The following is a 14,486-nucleotide window of genomic DNA, read 5'->3' as shown; positions in this document are numbered from 1 at the left end:
TTTCTACCGCGATGCGCGACCAGTCAGCCTGGCCGCGTTTCGCGATGTGTGTGGTGCCCAAGGGGGGACTCGAACCCCCACGACCTAAGCCGCTACCACCTCAAGGTAGTGCGTCTACCAATTCCGCCACCTGGGCAAATCTTCTGTGTCCGCCTCGCCCGCGCAGCAGCGCTGCGGGACCGCGACATTGTAATCGCTATCAGCCGCCCTGCGGACCCTCCTGCGCCGGAACGGGCTGCGCGGGCGCATCAGCCGGAGGCTGCGCGTCGGGTGCCGAAGGCACCGGAGACTGCTCTGGAACGGTCGTCGGCGCGGCCGGGACCGCACCCTGCGGCGCCGCGACAGGCGCGGGTGCCGCCGGAACCTCGGACATCACGCCCAGGTCGACCTGCGTGGCGCCCTGCTGGCGCGCCGAATTTGTTGCCTGCCACGCCATGAACAGCGTGATTGCGAAGAAGGAGATGGCCAGCCACTTGGTGGACTTGGACAGGAAATTGGATGCGCCGCGCGAACCGAACACCGTCGCCGAAGCGCCGCCGCCGAAGCCGGAGCCGGCCTGGGCGCCAGCGCCGCGCTGCATCAGGATCAGGGCGATCATCGCGATGGCGATGAGCACGAAGACCACGTTGAGGATGAGGGGAAGCATGTTCTCGACTCTCTTGTGCGCCGCTTACGCGGCAGCCGCTGCAACAATGGCCAGGAAGTCCGTGGCGACCAGCGATGCACCGCCGATCAGGCCTCCATCGACGTCGGGCTGGGAGAACAGCTCGGCGGCATTGGCGGGCTTCACGCTGCCGCCGTAAAGGACGGGCAGGGAATTCGCAATTCTAGCATCCCGCGAGGCGACCTCGCTACGGATGAATGCATGGATCGCCTGCGCCTGCCCTGGCGTGGCGGTCAGGCCGGTTCCGATCGCCCAGACCGGCTCGTAGGCGACCACGGCATTGGCGAAACCTTCGGCGCCGACCAGGTCGAGCACCGGGCGCAGCTGCGCGGCGATGGCCTCCTCGGCCGCCCCGGATTCGCGCTGCTGCAGCGACTCACCGACACAGAGGATCGGCTTCAGGCCCGCCGCCAGCGCTGTCTTGAACTTCTCGGCAACCAGCGCACTGTCCTCGCGATGGTACTCGCGGCGCTCGGAATGGCCGACCAGCACGTAGCGCGCGCCGACGTCCGCCAGCATCGCCGCCGAAACCTCGCCGGTGTACGCGCCCTCGGGATGGACGCCGACGTCCTGCGCGCCGAACGCAAGCCCGCGCCCGGCGAACTCCGTGGCCAGCCCGCCCAGGTACGGCAGCGGCGGCAGCACCACGACCTCGACCGCCGCGCCATCGAGGCCATCGGCAATGCGGGCGACCAGCCCGCTGGCGAAATCGCGGCTGCCATGCAGCTTCCAGTTGCCTGCGACGATGCGTTGGCGCATTGCGGACCTCGGGGGACGGACGGGCCGGAGATTCTAGGCCGTCCGGCCGCCGAAGGGGTAGCCGCCTACTTCAGCTTGATCTCGCGCAGCCGCTCCTCGAGGTATCCCTGCGCGGTGATCGGCTCGGGATAGCGGCTCGGATTGGCCGCGGTCACGCACGACGGCAGCACGTCGATCAGGAAGTCCGGATTGGGGTGCAGGAAGAACGGCACCGAGTAGCGCGGCTGGCGCGCCAGTTCGCCCGGCGGATTGACCACGCGGTGGATCGTCGACGGATACACGTGGTTGGTCAGGCGCTGCAGCATGTCGCCGATGTTGACCACGATGGTGTCGGCGTCCGAGGTGAACGGCACCCACTCGCCGTTGTGCGACAGCACTTCGAGCCCCGCGGCGCTTGCGCCGACCAGCAGCGTGATCAGGTTGATGTCGCCATGCGCGCCGGCGCGCACGTTGGGGATGTCGTCGGCGGTGATCGGCGGGTAATGGATCGGCCGCAGGATCGAGTTGCCGGAATCGGTCTTGTCGGCGAAGTAGGTCTCGGGCAGGTCGATGTGCAGCGCCAGCGCGCGCAGCACCTGCGAGCCGAGCTCGTCCAGCGCCTGGTACAGCGCGTAGCCCGCGGCGCGGAACCCAGGCACTTCCGCCGGCCAGACGTTGGCGTCCATGACCTCGCGATACGGCGAGTCGTCCGGGATCTCGCGGCCGATGTGCCAGAACTCCTTGAGGTCGAAGTGCTTGGAGTCCTTGGCGGTCTCCACGCCGAACGGCGTGTAACCGCGGGCACCGCCGCCGCCGGCCACGTGGTAGCGCTTCTTGACGTCGTCGGGCAGCGCGAAGAACGCCTTGAACGCGGCGTAGGCGTCATCGATCAGCGGCTGGCCGATGCCGTGGTTGCGAATGCCGGCAAAGCCCCACTCGCGGTACGCGGCGCCGAGCTCGTCGATGAAAGCCTGGCGGTCTTCGGCGCTGGTCGGCTGGGTGAAGCGGCGGATGTCGAGGGTGGGTATCTGCGCGGCCATGACGGGTCTCTGTGGCAACGCGCCCGCAGGATCGCGGGCGCAGGCCGTACATGATACCGCCGCGGAGTCCCCGGCTCAGGCGGCGGCGCGCACGGCCTCGGCAAGACGCTCGACGGTGGCCTGCACCAGCGCCTCGTCGTCGGCCTCCACGGTCACCCGCACTACCGGCTCGGTGCCGGAAGGCCGCAGGAACGCCCTGCCCCGCCCGGCCACGGCCTGCTGGGCCTCGGCGAGCGCCAGCTGCACGCTGGCCGCCTCGGCGGGCCGGGTGCCGTTGCCGCAACGCACGTTGATCGTGTGCTGCGGCGCCTTGCGCAGGTCGCGCAGCGCCTCGCGCAGCGACACTCCGGTGCGCGCCAGCACTTCCAGCACCTGCAGGGCGCTGACGATGCCGTCGCCGGTGGTGGCGCGGTCCAGGCACATCAGGTGCCCGGAAGCCTCTCCGCCGAGGATGCCGCCATGCTCCACCAGCGCCTGGTGCACGTGGCGATCACCGACCTTGGTGCGCATGAAGGCGATGCCGCGCGCGGCCAGCGCCTGCTCCAGCGCGTAGTTGGTCATCAGCGTGCCGACCACCGGGCCGCGCAGGCGGCCGGTCCGCTGCCAGTCGCAGGCCAGCAGGTAAACCAGGTCGTCGCCGTCGCGGACGGTGCCGGCGTCGTCGACGAACAGCACGCGGTCGCCATCACCGTCGAAGGCGATGCCGAGTTCCGCGCCACTGGCGCGCACGCGCTCAACCAGGGCCTGCGGATGCGTGGAGCCGACGCCGTCGTTGATGTTCAGGCCGTTGGGCTCGGCGCCGATGACATCGACCCGCGCACCGAGTTCGCGCAACACCATCGGGCCGACCTGGTAGGTCGCGCCGTGCGCGCAGTCGACCACGATGCGCATGCCGTCCAGGTCGAAGCTGCGCGGCACCGTGCCCTTGCAGGCCTCGAGGTAGCGGCCTACGGCGTCGCGGGTGCGCAGCGCCTTGCCCAGCATGTCCGAGGCCACGGTGCGGAACGGCTGCTCCAGCGAGGCTTCGATGGCGAGTTCGGTGGCGTCGTCGAGCTTCTCGCCCTGCGCGGAGAAGAACTTGATGCCGTTGTCGTGGTGCGGATTGTGCGAGGCCGAGATGACGATGCCGCCATCGGCGCGCATGGCGTGCGTGAGATGCGCGACCGCCGGCGTGGGCATCGGGCCCATCAGCTGCACGTCGACGCCGGCGGCGACCAGGCCGGCCTCCAGCGCCGCCTCGAACATGTAGTTCGAGATCCGCGTGTCCTTGCCGATCAGCACCAGCGGCTTGCGCCACTCGTCGCCGGCCTTGACCGCCGCGACCAGCGCGTGGCCATAGGCATTGCCGAGGCGAAGCACGAAATCGGCAGAGATCGGGCCCTCGCCGACGCGGCCGCGGATGCCGTCGGTGCCGAACCAGCGGCGCTTCGCGCCGGCGGTGCCGCCATCCACCACAGGTGTGTTCGCCGTGTTCATGCCGTCGCGGTGTCCTCGTCCGCTGCCTGCGGGTATCGCATCATCAACGCGACCAGCGTCGCGATCCGGTCGCGCAACTCGCGGCGGTCGCAGATCTGGTCGATCGCACCGTGCTCGAGCAGGAACTCCGAGCGCTGGAAGCCTTCGGGCAGGGTTTCGCGCACCGTCTGTTCGATGACGCGCGGGCCGGCGAAGCCGATCAGTGCCTTCGGCTCGGCCAGGTTGATGTCGCCGAGCATCGCGAACGACGCCGACACGCCACCGGTGGTCGGGTGCGTCATCACCGAGATGTACGGCAGGCCCGCGGCGCGCAGGCGCCCGAGCGCGGCCGAGGTCTTGGCCATCTGCAGCAGCGAGTACAGGCTTTCCTGCATGCGCGCGCCGCCGCTCGCGGAGAAGTTCACGAACGGCGAGCCGATCGCCAGCGCGCGCTCGGCCGCCAGCGCGAAGCGCTCGCCGACCACCGAACCCATCGACCCGCCCATGAAGGCGAAGTCGAAGGCGCTGGCGACGAGCGGGTGGCCCTTCAGCGTGCCTTCCAGCGCGATCAGCGCGTCGCGCTCGCCGGTAGCCTTCTGCGCGGCCTTGATGCGGTCGGAGTATTTCTTCTGGTCGCGGAAGCGCAGCACGTCGATCGGGCCGAGCGCGGCGCCGATCTCGCGGCCGCTGCCGGCATCGAGCAGCGAGGCCAGGCGCGCGCGCGCGCGGATCGCCATGTGGTGCGCGCATTTCGGGCAGACCTCGAGGTTCTCCTCGAGTTCGGGGCGGTACAGCACCGCGCCGCAGCTGTCGCATTTTTCCCAGAGCCCCTCCGGGACGCTGCGCTTGCGCGCCGGGCCGCTGTCGGTGCGGATGCGGGCGGGCGTGAGTTTCTTCAGCCAGGACATTTGCTACTCGAATCCTTTGCGGCCATGCCGCGACAAGCCGGGGAGTTTAGCGCAGCGTCCCGCTGCTGCCCGCCGCGTCAAGCGCCCGGCGCAGCGGCGCGAGGAAGGCGGAGGCCGCTTCGGCACCACGACCCTCGCCCGCCGAGGCCATGGCCTGGACCAGTGCGCTGCCGACCACGACGCCGTCGGCATCGCGGCCCATGGCCACGGCACTGTCGGCGTCGTGGATGCCGAACCCCACCACCACCGGCACCGTGCTTCCGGCGCGAATGGCGCGCAGCTGGCGCGAGGCGGCATCGGCATCGAGGCGCGCCGAATCGCCGGTCACGCCGGCGAAACTGACGTAATACAGGTAGCCCTGCGCCTGTGCGCAAAGCAGCTCCACACGCGCCGGCGCCGTGGTGGGTGACGCCAGCAGCACCAGCGCCACGCCATGCGCGGCGAAGCCGGCGCGTACGTCGGCAGCCTCTTCTGGCGGCAGGTCGACCAGCAGCATGCCGTCGACGCCCGCCGCAGCCGCCGCGGCGGCAAACACCTCGGGGCCACGCACCTCGACCGGATTGAGGTAGCCCATCAGGACCACGGGCGTCGCGGTGTCGACCTCGCGGAACTCGCGCACCCGCTCCAGCACCCACGCCATGCCCGCGCCGCGCGCGAGTGCGCGCTCCGAGCTGCGCTGGATGGTGGGACCATCCGCCATCGGGTCGGAGAACGGCACGCCGACCTCGATCACGTCGGCGCCGGCCGCAACCAGCGCATGCATCACCGGCACGGTGTCGGCCAGGCCGGGATCGCCGGCGGTGATGAACGGGATCAACGCCTTGCGGCCCGCCTGGCGCAGCGCCGCGAAGCGCGCGTCGATGCGCGCGGTGCCGACGAGGCCGGCGTTCAAACCTCCACTCCTTCGCGCGCGGCGATGGTGTGCACGTCCTTGTCGCCTCGACCGGACAGGTTGCACAGCACGATCGCGTCCTTGGGCATTGAGCGCGCAAGCTTCATGGCCTGGGCGACCGCGTGGCTGGATTCCAGCGCGGCCAGGATGCCCTCGGTGCGCGCCAGCAGGTGGAACGCTTCCAGCGCCTCGTCGTCGGTCACACCCACGTACTCCGCGCGGCCGGTGTCGGCAAGGAAGGCGTGTTCGGGCCCGACGCCGGGATAGTCGAGCCCGGCGGAGATCGAGTGCGTCTCGATCACCTGGCCGTCGTCGTCGCACAGCAGGTAGGTGCGGTTGCCGTGCAGCACGCCCGGGCGGCCGGCGGCGATCGACGCGGCATGGCGGCCGGTGTCGATGCCGTCCCCTGCCGCTTCGGCGCCGACCAGGCGCACGCCGCGGTCGTTGAGGAATTCATGGAAGATGCCGATCGCGTTGCTGCCGCCGCCGACGCAGGCGGTGATCGCGTCCGGCAGGCGGCCGTGGCCCGCGAGCATCTGCGCGCGCGCCTCGCGACCGACGACGGCGTTGAAATCGCGCACCATGCGCGGATACGGGTCCGGGCCGGCCACGGTGCCGATGATGTAGAAGGTGTCGCGCACGTTGGTCACCCAGTCGCGCATCGCCTCGTTGAGCGCGTCCTTGAGCGTCGCCGAGCCGCTGTGCACCGGTACCACCGAAGCGCCGAGCAGCTTCATGCGGTAGACGTTGATCTTCTGGCGTTCGATATCGGTGGCGCCCATGTACACCACGCATTCCAGGCCCAGGCGCGCGGCCACGGTGGCGCTGGCGACGCCGTGCTGGCCGGCGCCGGTCTCGGCGATGATCCGCGTCTTGCCCATGCGGCTGGCCAGCAGCGCCTGGCCGATGGTGTTGTTGATCTTGTGCGCGCCGGTGTGGTTCAGGTCCTCGCGCTTGAGCAGGATGCGCGCGCCGCCGACGTGGCGTGCCAGGCGCGTGGCCTCGTAGATCGGGCTGGGGCGCCCGACGTAGTTGCGCAGGTCGTCCTCGAACGCGGCGATGAACGCCGGGTCCACGCGTGCCGCATCGTAGGCCGCGGCCAGTTCCTCCAGCGGGCCGACCAGGGTCTCGGCGACGAAGCGGCCGCCGTAGCGTCCGAAGTGACCCTTTGCGTCCGGGAACGCGTGGAAATCGTCAGGCATGTCGATCATCGGGCGGCCTCCCGGGCCACGGCGTCCTTGTCCGGATCCGCGTGGCAGTCGGCACGGCGCACCTCTTCGACGAAGGCGCGCATGCGCTCGCCGTCCTTGATGCCGGGCGCCGACTCGATGCCGGTGCTGGCGTCCACGCCCCAGGGCAAGGTCGCGAGGATCGCGTCGAATACGTTGCCCGCATGCAGCCCGCCCGACACCAGCGCCGGCTTGCCGATGCGCGGGAGCTGCGCCCAGTCGAAGGTGCGACCGCTGCCACCGGTGTGGCCGCCGCCATGGCTGTCGAACAGGAACGCTATCGCAGCCGGATGCCCGCCCTCGATGGCGCGCGGGTCGACCGGCGCGCCGCTGCCCATCGGCACGGCCTTGATGTAAGGCACGCCGAAGCCGCGGCAGAACGCGTCATCCTCGTCGCCATGGAACTGCAGCAGGCTCGGCCGCACCTGCTTGACGATCTCGCGCACCTCGTCGGCGGGGTTGTCGCGGAACACCGCGACCGCGTCCACCAGCGGCGCCAGCGCCTGGCGCAGCGCGCGCGCCTCGGCGTGGTGCAGCTGGCGCGGGCTGCCGTGGGCGAACATGAAGCCGATGGCGTCGACGCCCAGCTCGCTGGCCAGGCGGACGTCGCCGGCGCGGGTCAGGCCGCAGAACTTGATGCGGGTGCGGTACAGGGTGCGGGACATGTCATTCGCTTTATCAATACAGGGGGACAGCATGCGCCTCGGGGGCGGGTTGCAGCGTGACCTCGGCCGGCAGGCCGCACTCGGCCGGGTACAGCGGGCCGAGGAACAGCAGGCCGTCGGGCGGCGCGGTGGCGCCGGCGACGCTGCGGTCGGCGCCGGCCAGCAGCTCGGCGATCCAGGCCTCCGGGCGGGCGCCATGGCCGACTTCGAGCAGCGAGCCGACGATGTTGCGCACCATATGATGAAGGAACGCGTTGGCGCGCACCTCCACCACCACCTGCTCGCCTTCGCGCCGGACGCGAATCGCCTGCAGATCGCGCCGCGCATGCGGGGCCTGGCAGTGCACGGTTCGGAACGCGGAAAAGTCGAACTCGCCGACCAGCGCCTGCGCGGCGCGGTGCATGGCGTCGGCGTCCAGCGGGCGCCGCACCCAGGACAGGTACTGGCGCCCCAGCGCCGGACGCACCGCGCGGTTGAGGATGCTGTAGCGGTAGTGCCGCGCGCGCGCCGAGAAACGCGCGCTGAAGTCGTCAGCCACCGGCCGGCACCAGCGCACGCAGATCGCTGGCGGCAGCAGCGCACTGGTGCCCAGCACCCAGTTGCGCGGGTCGCGTTCGGCAGCGCTGTCGAAATGGACCACCTGGCATTGCGCGTGCACGCCGGCATCGGTACGTCCGGCGCAGACAGTGGAGACCGGTGCGTCCGCCACCCGCGAGAGTGCCTTTTCCAGCGCCCCCTGCAGGGTCGGGGTGCTTTCAATGCCGGCGCGGCTCAGCCGCTGCCAGCCGGAAAACCCGCTGCCGTCGTATTCGATGCCCAAGGCGTAGCGCATGGCGTGCGGTGACCGACCCGCGCCGCGGCAGGCCGCGGCGGCGGAGACGGCGTCAGGCGATCCCGTCCAGCAGGCGCAGCGCCTCGGCGCGGTGCGCGGATTCGCCGCCGCTGGCGACCTCGCGCAGCAGGCCGCGCGCGGTATCCACGTCGCCCAGATCGAGGTAGGCACGAGCCAGCTCAAGGCGTTCCACGCCGCCCGCGGACGGTTCCGACGCCGCGGGGCGGGAGCCATCCACATCATTGCGCGGGCCCGGGGAACTGCCGGCGTGCCACGTCGGCGCTCCGGCCGGTGTCCTGGCCTCGGTCGCCGTCTCGATCCCGCGGTCGGCACGGCCCGCCTGCACGATCGACGCGGGTGCGGCGCCGACTGGCGCCCCGGCGCTTTCCGGCGAGACAACCGGTTCCGGCGAGGCAACTGGCGGCGCCATGACAAAGCGCGGACGCTTCGCCGGCGCGGGCCGGCGGCGGGCCAGCAGCCAGGCGATGACCGCCGCCGCCAGCAGGCCAAGGCCGATCCAGGCCCAGGGCATTCCGCCACCCTGCGGGGGCTGGGCCGGCGCAGCGCCGTCAACCGCGGTACTGGTGGTTGTGCCGGGCTCGGCGTTGGAGCCGGCAAGCCGGTCCTGGGCGGCCGCGAGCTCGCTGTCCTTCAGGCTGATCAGCTGCTGCTGCTGCGCCTGCAGGCGCTCGAGGTCGGCGACCCGTGCCTTGAGTTCGGCCACTTCGGCCTCGCGCGCGGCCAGCGTCTCTCGGCCCTGGAGCACTTCCTGTTGCAGTTCCTGTCGCAGCATCTCGCCCTCGCCACCGGCCTGGATGCCGGATCGTACGCCTGCCTGCTGGCCACCCGAGGCGGCCGGCGGCACGATTTCAAGCCTGGCACCCGGCGCCTGAGCGGCCGCGGTGCGGGTCGCGGACGCGCCTTCGCCTGGCGCCTGCGCGGCGACGGGCGCGGCGTCCGCCGCGGCGGCAACGGGCTGCGGCGCGGGGCGACGCATGTCGCGCCATTGCGCCACCTGCTCGCGCAGCACCGCGCGCGCCTCCGCCATGTCCTGCCCGGCGACCTCGTCGCGCGACGGCATGCGCAGCACGGCGCCCTTGCGGATCAGGTTGAGGTTCCCGCCGATGAACGCAGCGGGATTGGCGCGGAACAGCGCGACGATCGCCTGTTCGCGGCTGACACCATCACCCACCAGCGCCTGGGCGATCACGCCCAGCGTCTCGCCGGCCTGGACCGGCCCGTATTCGCCGGGCGATGCCTGCGCCGAGGCGCGGGCCACCCGGGTTGCGGGGGCCGGTGCCGCCGCGACGGGCGCGGGCTCCGCCTCTTCCCCGGCAACCTGTGCAGTGTCGGCGGGCTCTGGGTCGGCAGGCTCCGCGGCCTGGGCGACAGGCACCTCGGCGGGTCGCACGATGGTGTCCGTGCGCGCGGCACTCGGCGCCTGGATTACCGGCTGTGCCGGAGCGGAGACCGTGCTTGGCGCGTCGACCAGAGCCGAGTACTCGCGGACCAGCCGGCCCTGCCCCCAGTCCACTTCCACCAGGAATGTCAGCAGCGACTCCGTCACCGGCGCGCGGCTGGTGACCCGGATCACCGGATTGCCGCGGGCGTCGAGCGCGACCGCGAACTGCAGGTCGGACACGACCCCCCGCGGCGGTTCGAGCCCGATACGGGCGAAGGTGTCGGGCGAGGCGAGTCGCGCCTGAAGGCGGTCAAGCTCGGCCGGGTCGCTGGAGATGACCTGGATTTCGGCGAGCAGCGGCTGGTCGCGCTGCGACTTGACCTCGATGCGGCCGAGCCCGAGCGCCAGCGCCTGGCTGGCGAACATCGCCAGCACCAGCCCCAATGCCACCGCCCACGCGATCGGACTTCTTGTTCGCAGCTTCGTGGTCACGCGTTTCCCCGGCAAATCCGCGTCGACTCTAGCCGCGCGGAGGCGCGATTGGCAATGCGCGTGGTCTCGAAACGCCGTGCAGCGCCGACGATGGCCACGTGCGGCCTCACCCTTCCGATGCGACCAGCTCGGCGATCTGCACGGCATTCAGCGCCGCGCCCTTGCGGATGTTGTCCGACACCACCCACAGGTCCAGCCCGCGCGGATGCGAGATGTCCTCGCGGATGCGGCCGACGAACACGCCGTCGCGACCGGAGGCATGCGTGACCGGCGTCGGATAGCCGCCTGCCGCGCGCTCGTCCACCACCACCACGCCCGGGGCGGCTTCCAGCAGCGCCCGCGCGTCTGCGGCGCTGATGTGCCCGCGGGTCTCGATGTGCAGGGCCTCGGAATGGCCGTAGAACACCGGCACCCGCACCGCGGTCGCGTTCACCTGGATGGAGGCGTCGCCGAGGATCTTGCGCGTCTCCCAGACCAGCTTCATCTCCTCGCGGGTGTAGCCGTTGTCCAGGAACTCGTCGATGTGCGGGATCAGGTTGAACGCGATCTGCACCGGGAAGCGCTGCGGATCGGCTTCCTGGAAGCCGAGCAGCGCCGCGGTCTGCCGGCCGAGCTCTTCCAGTGCGCCACGCCCCGCACCCGACACCGACTGGTAGGTCGCCACGTTGATGCGCTCGATGCCGACGCTGCGATGGATCGGCGCCAGCGCCACCAGCATCTGCATGGTCGAGCAGTTGGGGTTGGCGATGATGCCGCGCGGGCGCTGCTTGACCGCTTCCGGATTGACTTCGGCGACCACCAGCGGCACGTCGTCGTCCAGGCGGAACGCCGAGCTGTTGTCGACCACCACCGCGCCCGCCGCGGCGAATCGCGGGGCGAACTCGCGCGACACCGCGCCGCCGGCGGCGAACAGTGCGATGTCCACGCCCGCCGGATCGAAGCCCGCGAGATCGCGGATGACCACTTCGTCGTCGCCGAAATCGATCGTGCCACCCGCTGAGCGTTCGCTGGCCAGTGCCACCAGTTCGCCCACCGGGAACCCGCGCTCCGCCAGGAGAGCCAGCATCGCTTCGCCCACGACGCCGGTCGCGCCGACCACTGCCACCTTGTACTGCCTGCCCATTGTCGCTCCACGTGTGTCCCGCGACCGGGCCGCGGGGCCGGGGATTATCGCAGTCGGTGGCGGCCTGCGTCCGGTGGGGGTGCGATCGGCGTCGGCGGCCGGCCCGCGTCGGGCCCCCGGCCCAGCGCGGCAACCAGGTTCTCGACCGCCAGGGCCACCATCGCGCGCCGCGTGGCCAGGCTGGCGCTGGCGACGTGCGGGGTCAGCACCACGTTGCGGCAGGCCAGCAGTCTCGGGTTGACCGCCGGCTCGCCCTCGAACACATCCAGCCCCGCGGCGGCCAGCCGGCCTCCGCCGAGCGCGTCCGCCAGCGCGTCCTCGTCGATCAGTCCGCCGCGAGCGATGTTGGTGAGCGTGGCGCCAGGCTTCATTCGGGCCAGCGCGTCGGCATCGATGACGTGGTGGCTGGCGGCCGAGTACGGCAACACCAGCACGAGGTGATCGGAGCGCGCCAGCAGCGTGTCGCGGTCGACATATGTCGCGGCGCAGTCACGCTCGACGTCGCCCGGCAAGCGGCTGCGGTTGTGGTAGAGCACGCGCATGCCGAAGCCGCGCGCGCGCCGGGCGATGCCCTGCCCGATCCGGCCCATCCCGAGGATGCCCAGCGTGGTGCCGTGGATCTCGGCGCCGAGCAGCTTGTGGAATCCCCACCCCTGCCACTGGCCGGCGCGCAGCCAGTGCTCGGCCTCGGTGATGCGTCGGGCCGCGGCCATCATCAGCGCGAAGCCGAAATCGGCGGTCGTTTCGGTGAGCACGCCCGGGGTATTGGTGGCGACGATGCCGCGGGCATGCAGCGCGTCGACATCCAGGTTGTCGTAGCCCACGCCGACGCTGGCAACCGCCCGCAGGTGCGTCGCTCCCGCCACCTCGGCCTCGCCGATGCGGTCGTTGAGCGTGACCAGCGCGCCATCCACTGCACCGAGCGCCGCCGCGATGGCCGAAGGTGCGTGGTCGCTGATCTCCGACACCCGGGTGACGTCGAACCACGCGTCCAGCTGCGCCACGATGTCGTCGAACAGCGGCTGCGAGACCCAGACCTTCGGGCGCGGCTCAGCCATGGCCGTCGCCGGGCACCCTGGCAGGAATGCGCGGTGACACCGCACCCACGTCGCCGCACTGCGCGCGGTGGCGCAGGGCCTGGTCCATCAGCACCAGCGCCAGCATCGCCTCGCAGATCGGCGCGGCGCGGATGCCGACGCAGGGGTCATGGCGGCCGGTGGTCACCACCTCGACCGCATTGCCGTCGACATCGACGCCCTGCACCGGCAGGCGCAGGCTCGAGGTCGGCTTGAACGCCACCGAGACCACCACGTCCTGGCCGGTGCTGATGCCGCCGAGGATGCCGCCGGCGTGGTTGGACAGGAAGCCCTCCGGCGTCATCACGTCGCGATGCACGCTGCCAGGTTGGACGATGCTGGCGAAGCCCGCGCCGACCTGGACGCCCTTGGCGGCGTTGATCGACATCATCGCCGCGGCGAGTTCGGCGTCCAGCTTGCCGTACACCGGCTCGCCCCACCCCGGCGGCACGCCCTCGGCGACCACGGTGACGCGCGCGCCGACCGAGTCGCCGGACTTGCGCAGCGCGTCCATGTACGCCTCGAGCTCGCCGACCTGCAAGGCATCGGGCCAGGAAAAGGGGTTGGCGTCGACCGCGCTCCAGTCGTGCCCACGCGGCACAACCTCGCCGATCTGCGCGAGGAAGCCGCGCACGCGCACGCCGTGGCGCGCCGCGAGCCACTTCTTCGCGATCACCGCGGCGGCCACGCGCATGGTGGTTTCGCGCGCCGACGAACGCCCGCCGCCGCGTGGATCGCGGACGCCGTACTTCTGCCAGTAGGTGTAATCGGCGTGGCCCGGCCGGAACTGCGTCGCGATGCGCTCGTAGTCCTTGCTGCGTGCATCGGTGTTGCGCACCAGCAGCGCGATCGGCGTGCCGGTGGTGACGCCTTCGTACACGCCGGACAGGATCTCGATCGCGTCGTCCTCGCGCCGCGCCGAGGTATGGCGCGTGCGCCCGGTGGCACGGCGCGCGAGGTCGGCGCTGAAATCATCCGCCGCCAGCGCGATGCCGGGCGGGCAGCCATCGACCACGCAGCCGATCGCCGGCCCGTGCGACTCGCCGAAGGTGGTTACGCGGAACAGTGCGCCAAACGAATTGCCAGCCATGGAACCTCGCGCCTCAGCGTTGGTAGGACTTCAACCGGCGAGCGCCAGCCTGACATCGGCCAGCTCTTCGTCGATCGCGTGCAGCAGCGCGAAACGGTCGATTCCCGGCCCCGTTCCCTCGCGCGACAGCGCGACGAAGAATTCGCTGCCGCCGGTGCCCTGGAACCGCGCCTCGCGCAGCGGGCTCAAGCCAAGCTGGTAGAGGTCCTCGACCAGCAAGCGGAACGAACTCGGGGTGAAACACCAGGCATGGATATCGAGGTAGGCATCCGATTCCACGACCGCCTGCATGCCCGATTTCGCGTCCTGCAGGCCGTGCACGAAGCTGACATCCGCCATGGACCGGTGGCGCGACTGCTCGGGCGACCATCCGATCACGCCCGACAGCGTCACCACGTTGAGGAAATAATCGGCGATCCGGCCCGGGGAATGGTTTCGCCTGCCCTCCAGGTGCGCATCGACCAGGCTGTGGATGCCGGTGATCGAACGGAAGCGGTCGAAGCAATAACGCTTGTCCGGTACAGCCAGCGCAAGCACGCCACCATGGCGCAGCACCGCGTCGCAGCCCCTGATGAACCCGACCATGTCAGGCACGTGCTCGATGACGTGCGACGCGATGATCCAGTCGTAGTGGTTCGGCTTGCCGGTCAGCTCGAGGTAGCTGGTGCCATTCCATACGAAGTCGACCTCTTCGATCCTGTCGAGGTCGACGCCATGCGCCCGGTATTTCTCGACCAGGCCGGCACGGTCGGCGTGGTCGATCACCTGGACATTGAACCCGTCGCGCTTCGGCGCGACCGGGCTGTGCGACGGGCCGATCTCCAGGCCATTCCCGCGCCTGTCCACCATCGAGAGGATGACTTGGTTGCGGCTCATTGGC

At 70.9% G+C, this 14,486-nt stretch carries 14 protein-coding genes and 1 tRNA gene; all 15 read right to left on the bottom strand.

Annotated features, from left to right (window positions below):
• Positions 1–51: 51 nt before the first annotated feature.
• The 15 genes from JHB91_RS02065 to JHB91_RS01995 all read right to left on the bottom strand — a co-directional run bounded on the left by JHB91_RS02065 (position 52) and on the right by JHB91_RS01995 (position 14,482).
• A tRNA-Leu gene (locus tag JHB91_RS02065) sits at positions 52–136 on the bottom strand.
• Positions 137–199: 63 nt separating this feature from the next.
• On the bottom strand, positions 200–646 hold the full coding sequence (secG, locus tag JHB91_RS02060; protein ID WP_199372823.1) for a preprotein translocase subunit SecG: 447 nt from the start codon (positions 644–646) through the stop codon (positions 200–202).
• Positions 647–670: 24 nt separating this feature from the next.
• Entirely contained in the window at positions 671–1,423 is a 753-nt protein-coding gene (gene tpiA / locus JHB91_RS02055; RefSeq protein ID WP_199471109.1) for a triose-phosphate isomerase, read from the bottom strand.
• 65 nt (positions 1,424–1,488) lie between these two features.
• The gene (locus JHB91_RS02050) at positions 1,489–2,442 is read right to left on the bottom strand and encodes an isopenicillin N synthase family oxygenase (protein ID WP_199471107.1); all 954 of its coding nucleotides are present in this window, start codon (positions 2,440–2,442) and stop codon (positions 1,489–1,491) included.
• A 75-nt stretch (positions 2,443–2,517) separates the two neighbouring features.
• Positions 2,518–3,918 carry a phosphoglucosamine mutase gene (gene glmM, locus JHB91_RS02045; RefSeq protein WP_199471105.1) on the bottom strand — a complete coding sequence of 467 codons (1,401 nt, stop codon included), beginning with the start codon at positions 3,916–3,918 and terminating at the stop codon, positions 2,518–2,520.
• On the bottom strand, positions 3,915–4,805 hold the full coding sequence (accD, locus tag JHB91_RS02040) for an acetyl-CoA carboxylase, carboxyltransferase subunit beta (protein ID WP_199471103.1): 891 nt from the start codon (positions 4,803–4,805) through the stop codon (positions 3,915–3,917). The genes glmM and accD overlap by 4 nt, the downstream gene beginning before the upstream one ends.
• A 46-nt stretch (positions 4,806–4,851) precedes the next feature.
• The gene (gene trpA, locus JHB91_RS02035) at positions 4,852–5,697 is read right to left on the bottom strand and encodes a tryptophan synthase subunit alpha (RefSeq protein ID WP_199471102.1); all 846 of its coding nucleotides are present in this window, start codon (positions 5,695–5,697) and stop codon (positions 4,852–4,854) included.
• Complete coding sequence (gene trpB / locus JHB91_RS02030; protein ID WP_199372828.1) at positions 5,694–6,908, bottom strand: tryptophan synthase subunit beta; 1,215 nt, start codon at positions 6,906–6,908, stop codon at positions 5,694–5,696. The genes trpA and trpB overlap by 4 nt, the downstream gene beginning before the upstream one ends.
• The gene (locus tag JHB91_RS02025; protein WP_199471101.1) at positions 6,905–7,591 is read right to left on the bottom strand and encodes a phosphoribosylanthranilate isomerase; all 687 of its coding nucleotides are present in this window, start codon (positions 7,589–7,591) and stop codon (positions 6,905–6,907) included. Before JHB91_RS02025 ends, trpB begins: the two co-directional genes overlap by 4 nt.
• A gap of 13 nt (positions 7,592–7,604) precedes the next feature.
• A complete protein-coding gene (truA, locus tag JHB91_RS02020; RefSeq protein ID WP_199372830.1) occupies positions 7,605–8,423 on the bottom strand; it encodes a tRNA pseudouridine(38-40) synthase TruA in 819 nt (272 codons plus the stop codon).
• Between the two features lie 52 nt (positions 8,424–8,475).
• Positions 8,476–10,317, bottom strand: coding sequence for a FimV/HubP family polar landmark protein (locus JHB91_RS02015; protein ID WP_343225039.1), 1,842 nt, complete (start codon positions 10,315–10,317; stop codon positions 8,476–8,478).
• Between the two features lie 106 nt (positions 10,318–10,423).
• Complete coding sequence (locus JHB91_RS02010) at positions 10,424–11,440, bottom strand: aspartate-semialdehyde dehydrogenase (RefSeq protein ID WP_199471100.1); 1,017 nt, start codon at positions 11,438–11,440, stop codon at positions 10,424–10,426.
• A gap of 44 nt (positions 11,441–11,484) precedes the next feature.
• Positions 11,485–12,498 (bottom strand): D-glycerate dehydrogenase, encoded by a 1,014-nt coding sequence (locus JHB91_RS02005; RefSeq protein ID WP_199471099.1) that lies wholly within the window; start codon positions 12,496–12,498, stop codon positions 11,485–11,487.
• The gene (gene aroC / locus JHB91_RS02000) at positions 12,491–13,606 is read right to left on the bottom strand and encodes a chorismate synthase (protein WP_199471098.1); all 1,116 of its coding nucleotides are present in this window, start codon (positions 13,604–13,606) and stop codon (positions 12,491–12,493) included. The genes JHB91_RS02005 and aroC overlap by 8 nt, the downstream gene beginning before the upstream one ends.
• 30 nt (positions 13,607–13,636) lie before the next feature.
• Entirely contained in the window at positions 13,637–14,482 is an 846-nt protein-coding gene (locus tag JHB91_RS01995; protein WP_199471097.1) for a methyltransferase domain-containing protein, read from the bottom strand.
• Positions 14,483–14,486 lie beyond the last annotated feature (4 nt).

This window comes from Luteimonas sp. MC1828, from assembly GCF_016461615.1.
In the GTDB taxonomy this organism is placed as follows: domain Bacteria; phylum Pseudomonadota; class Gammaproteobacteria; order Xanthomonadales; family Xanthomonadaceae; genus Luteimonas.
The sequence above is the reverse complement of the archived record's forward strand: the minus strand, read 5'-3'. Positions and strand labels throughout refer to the sequence as shown.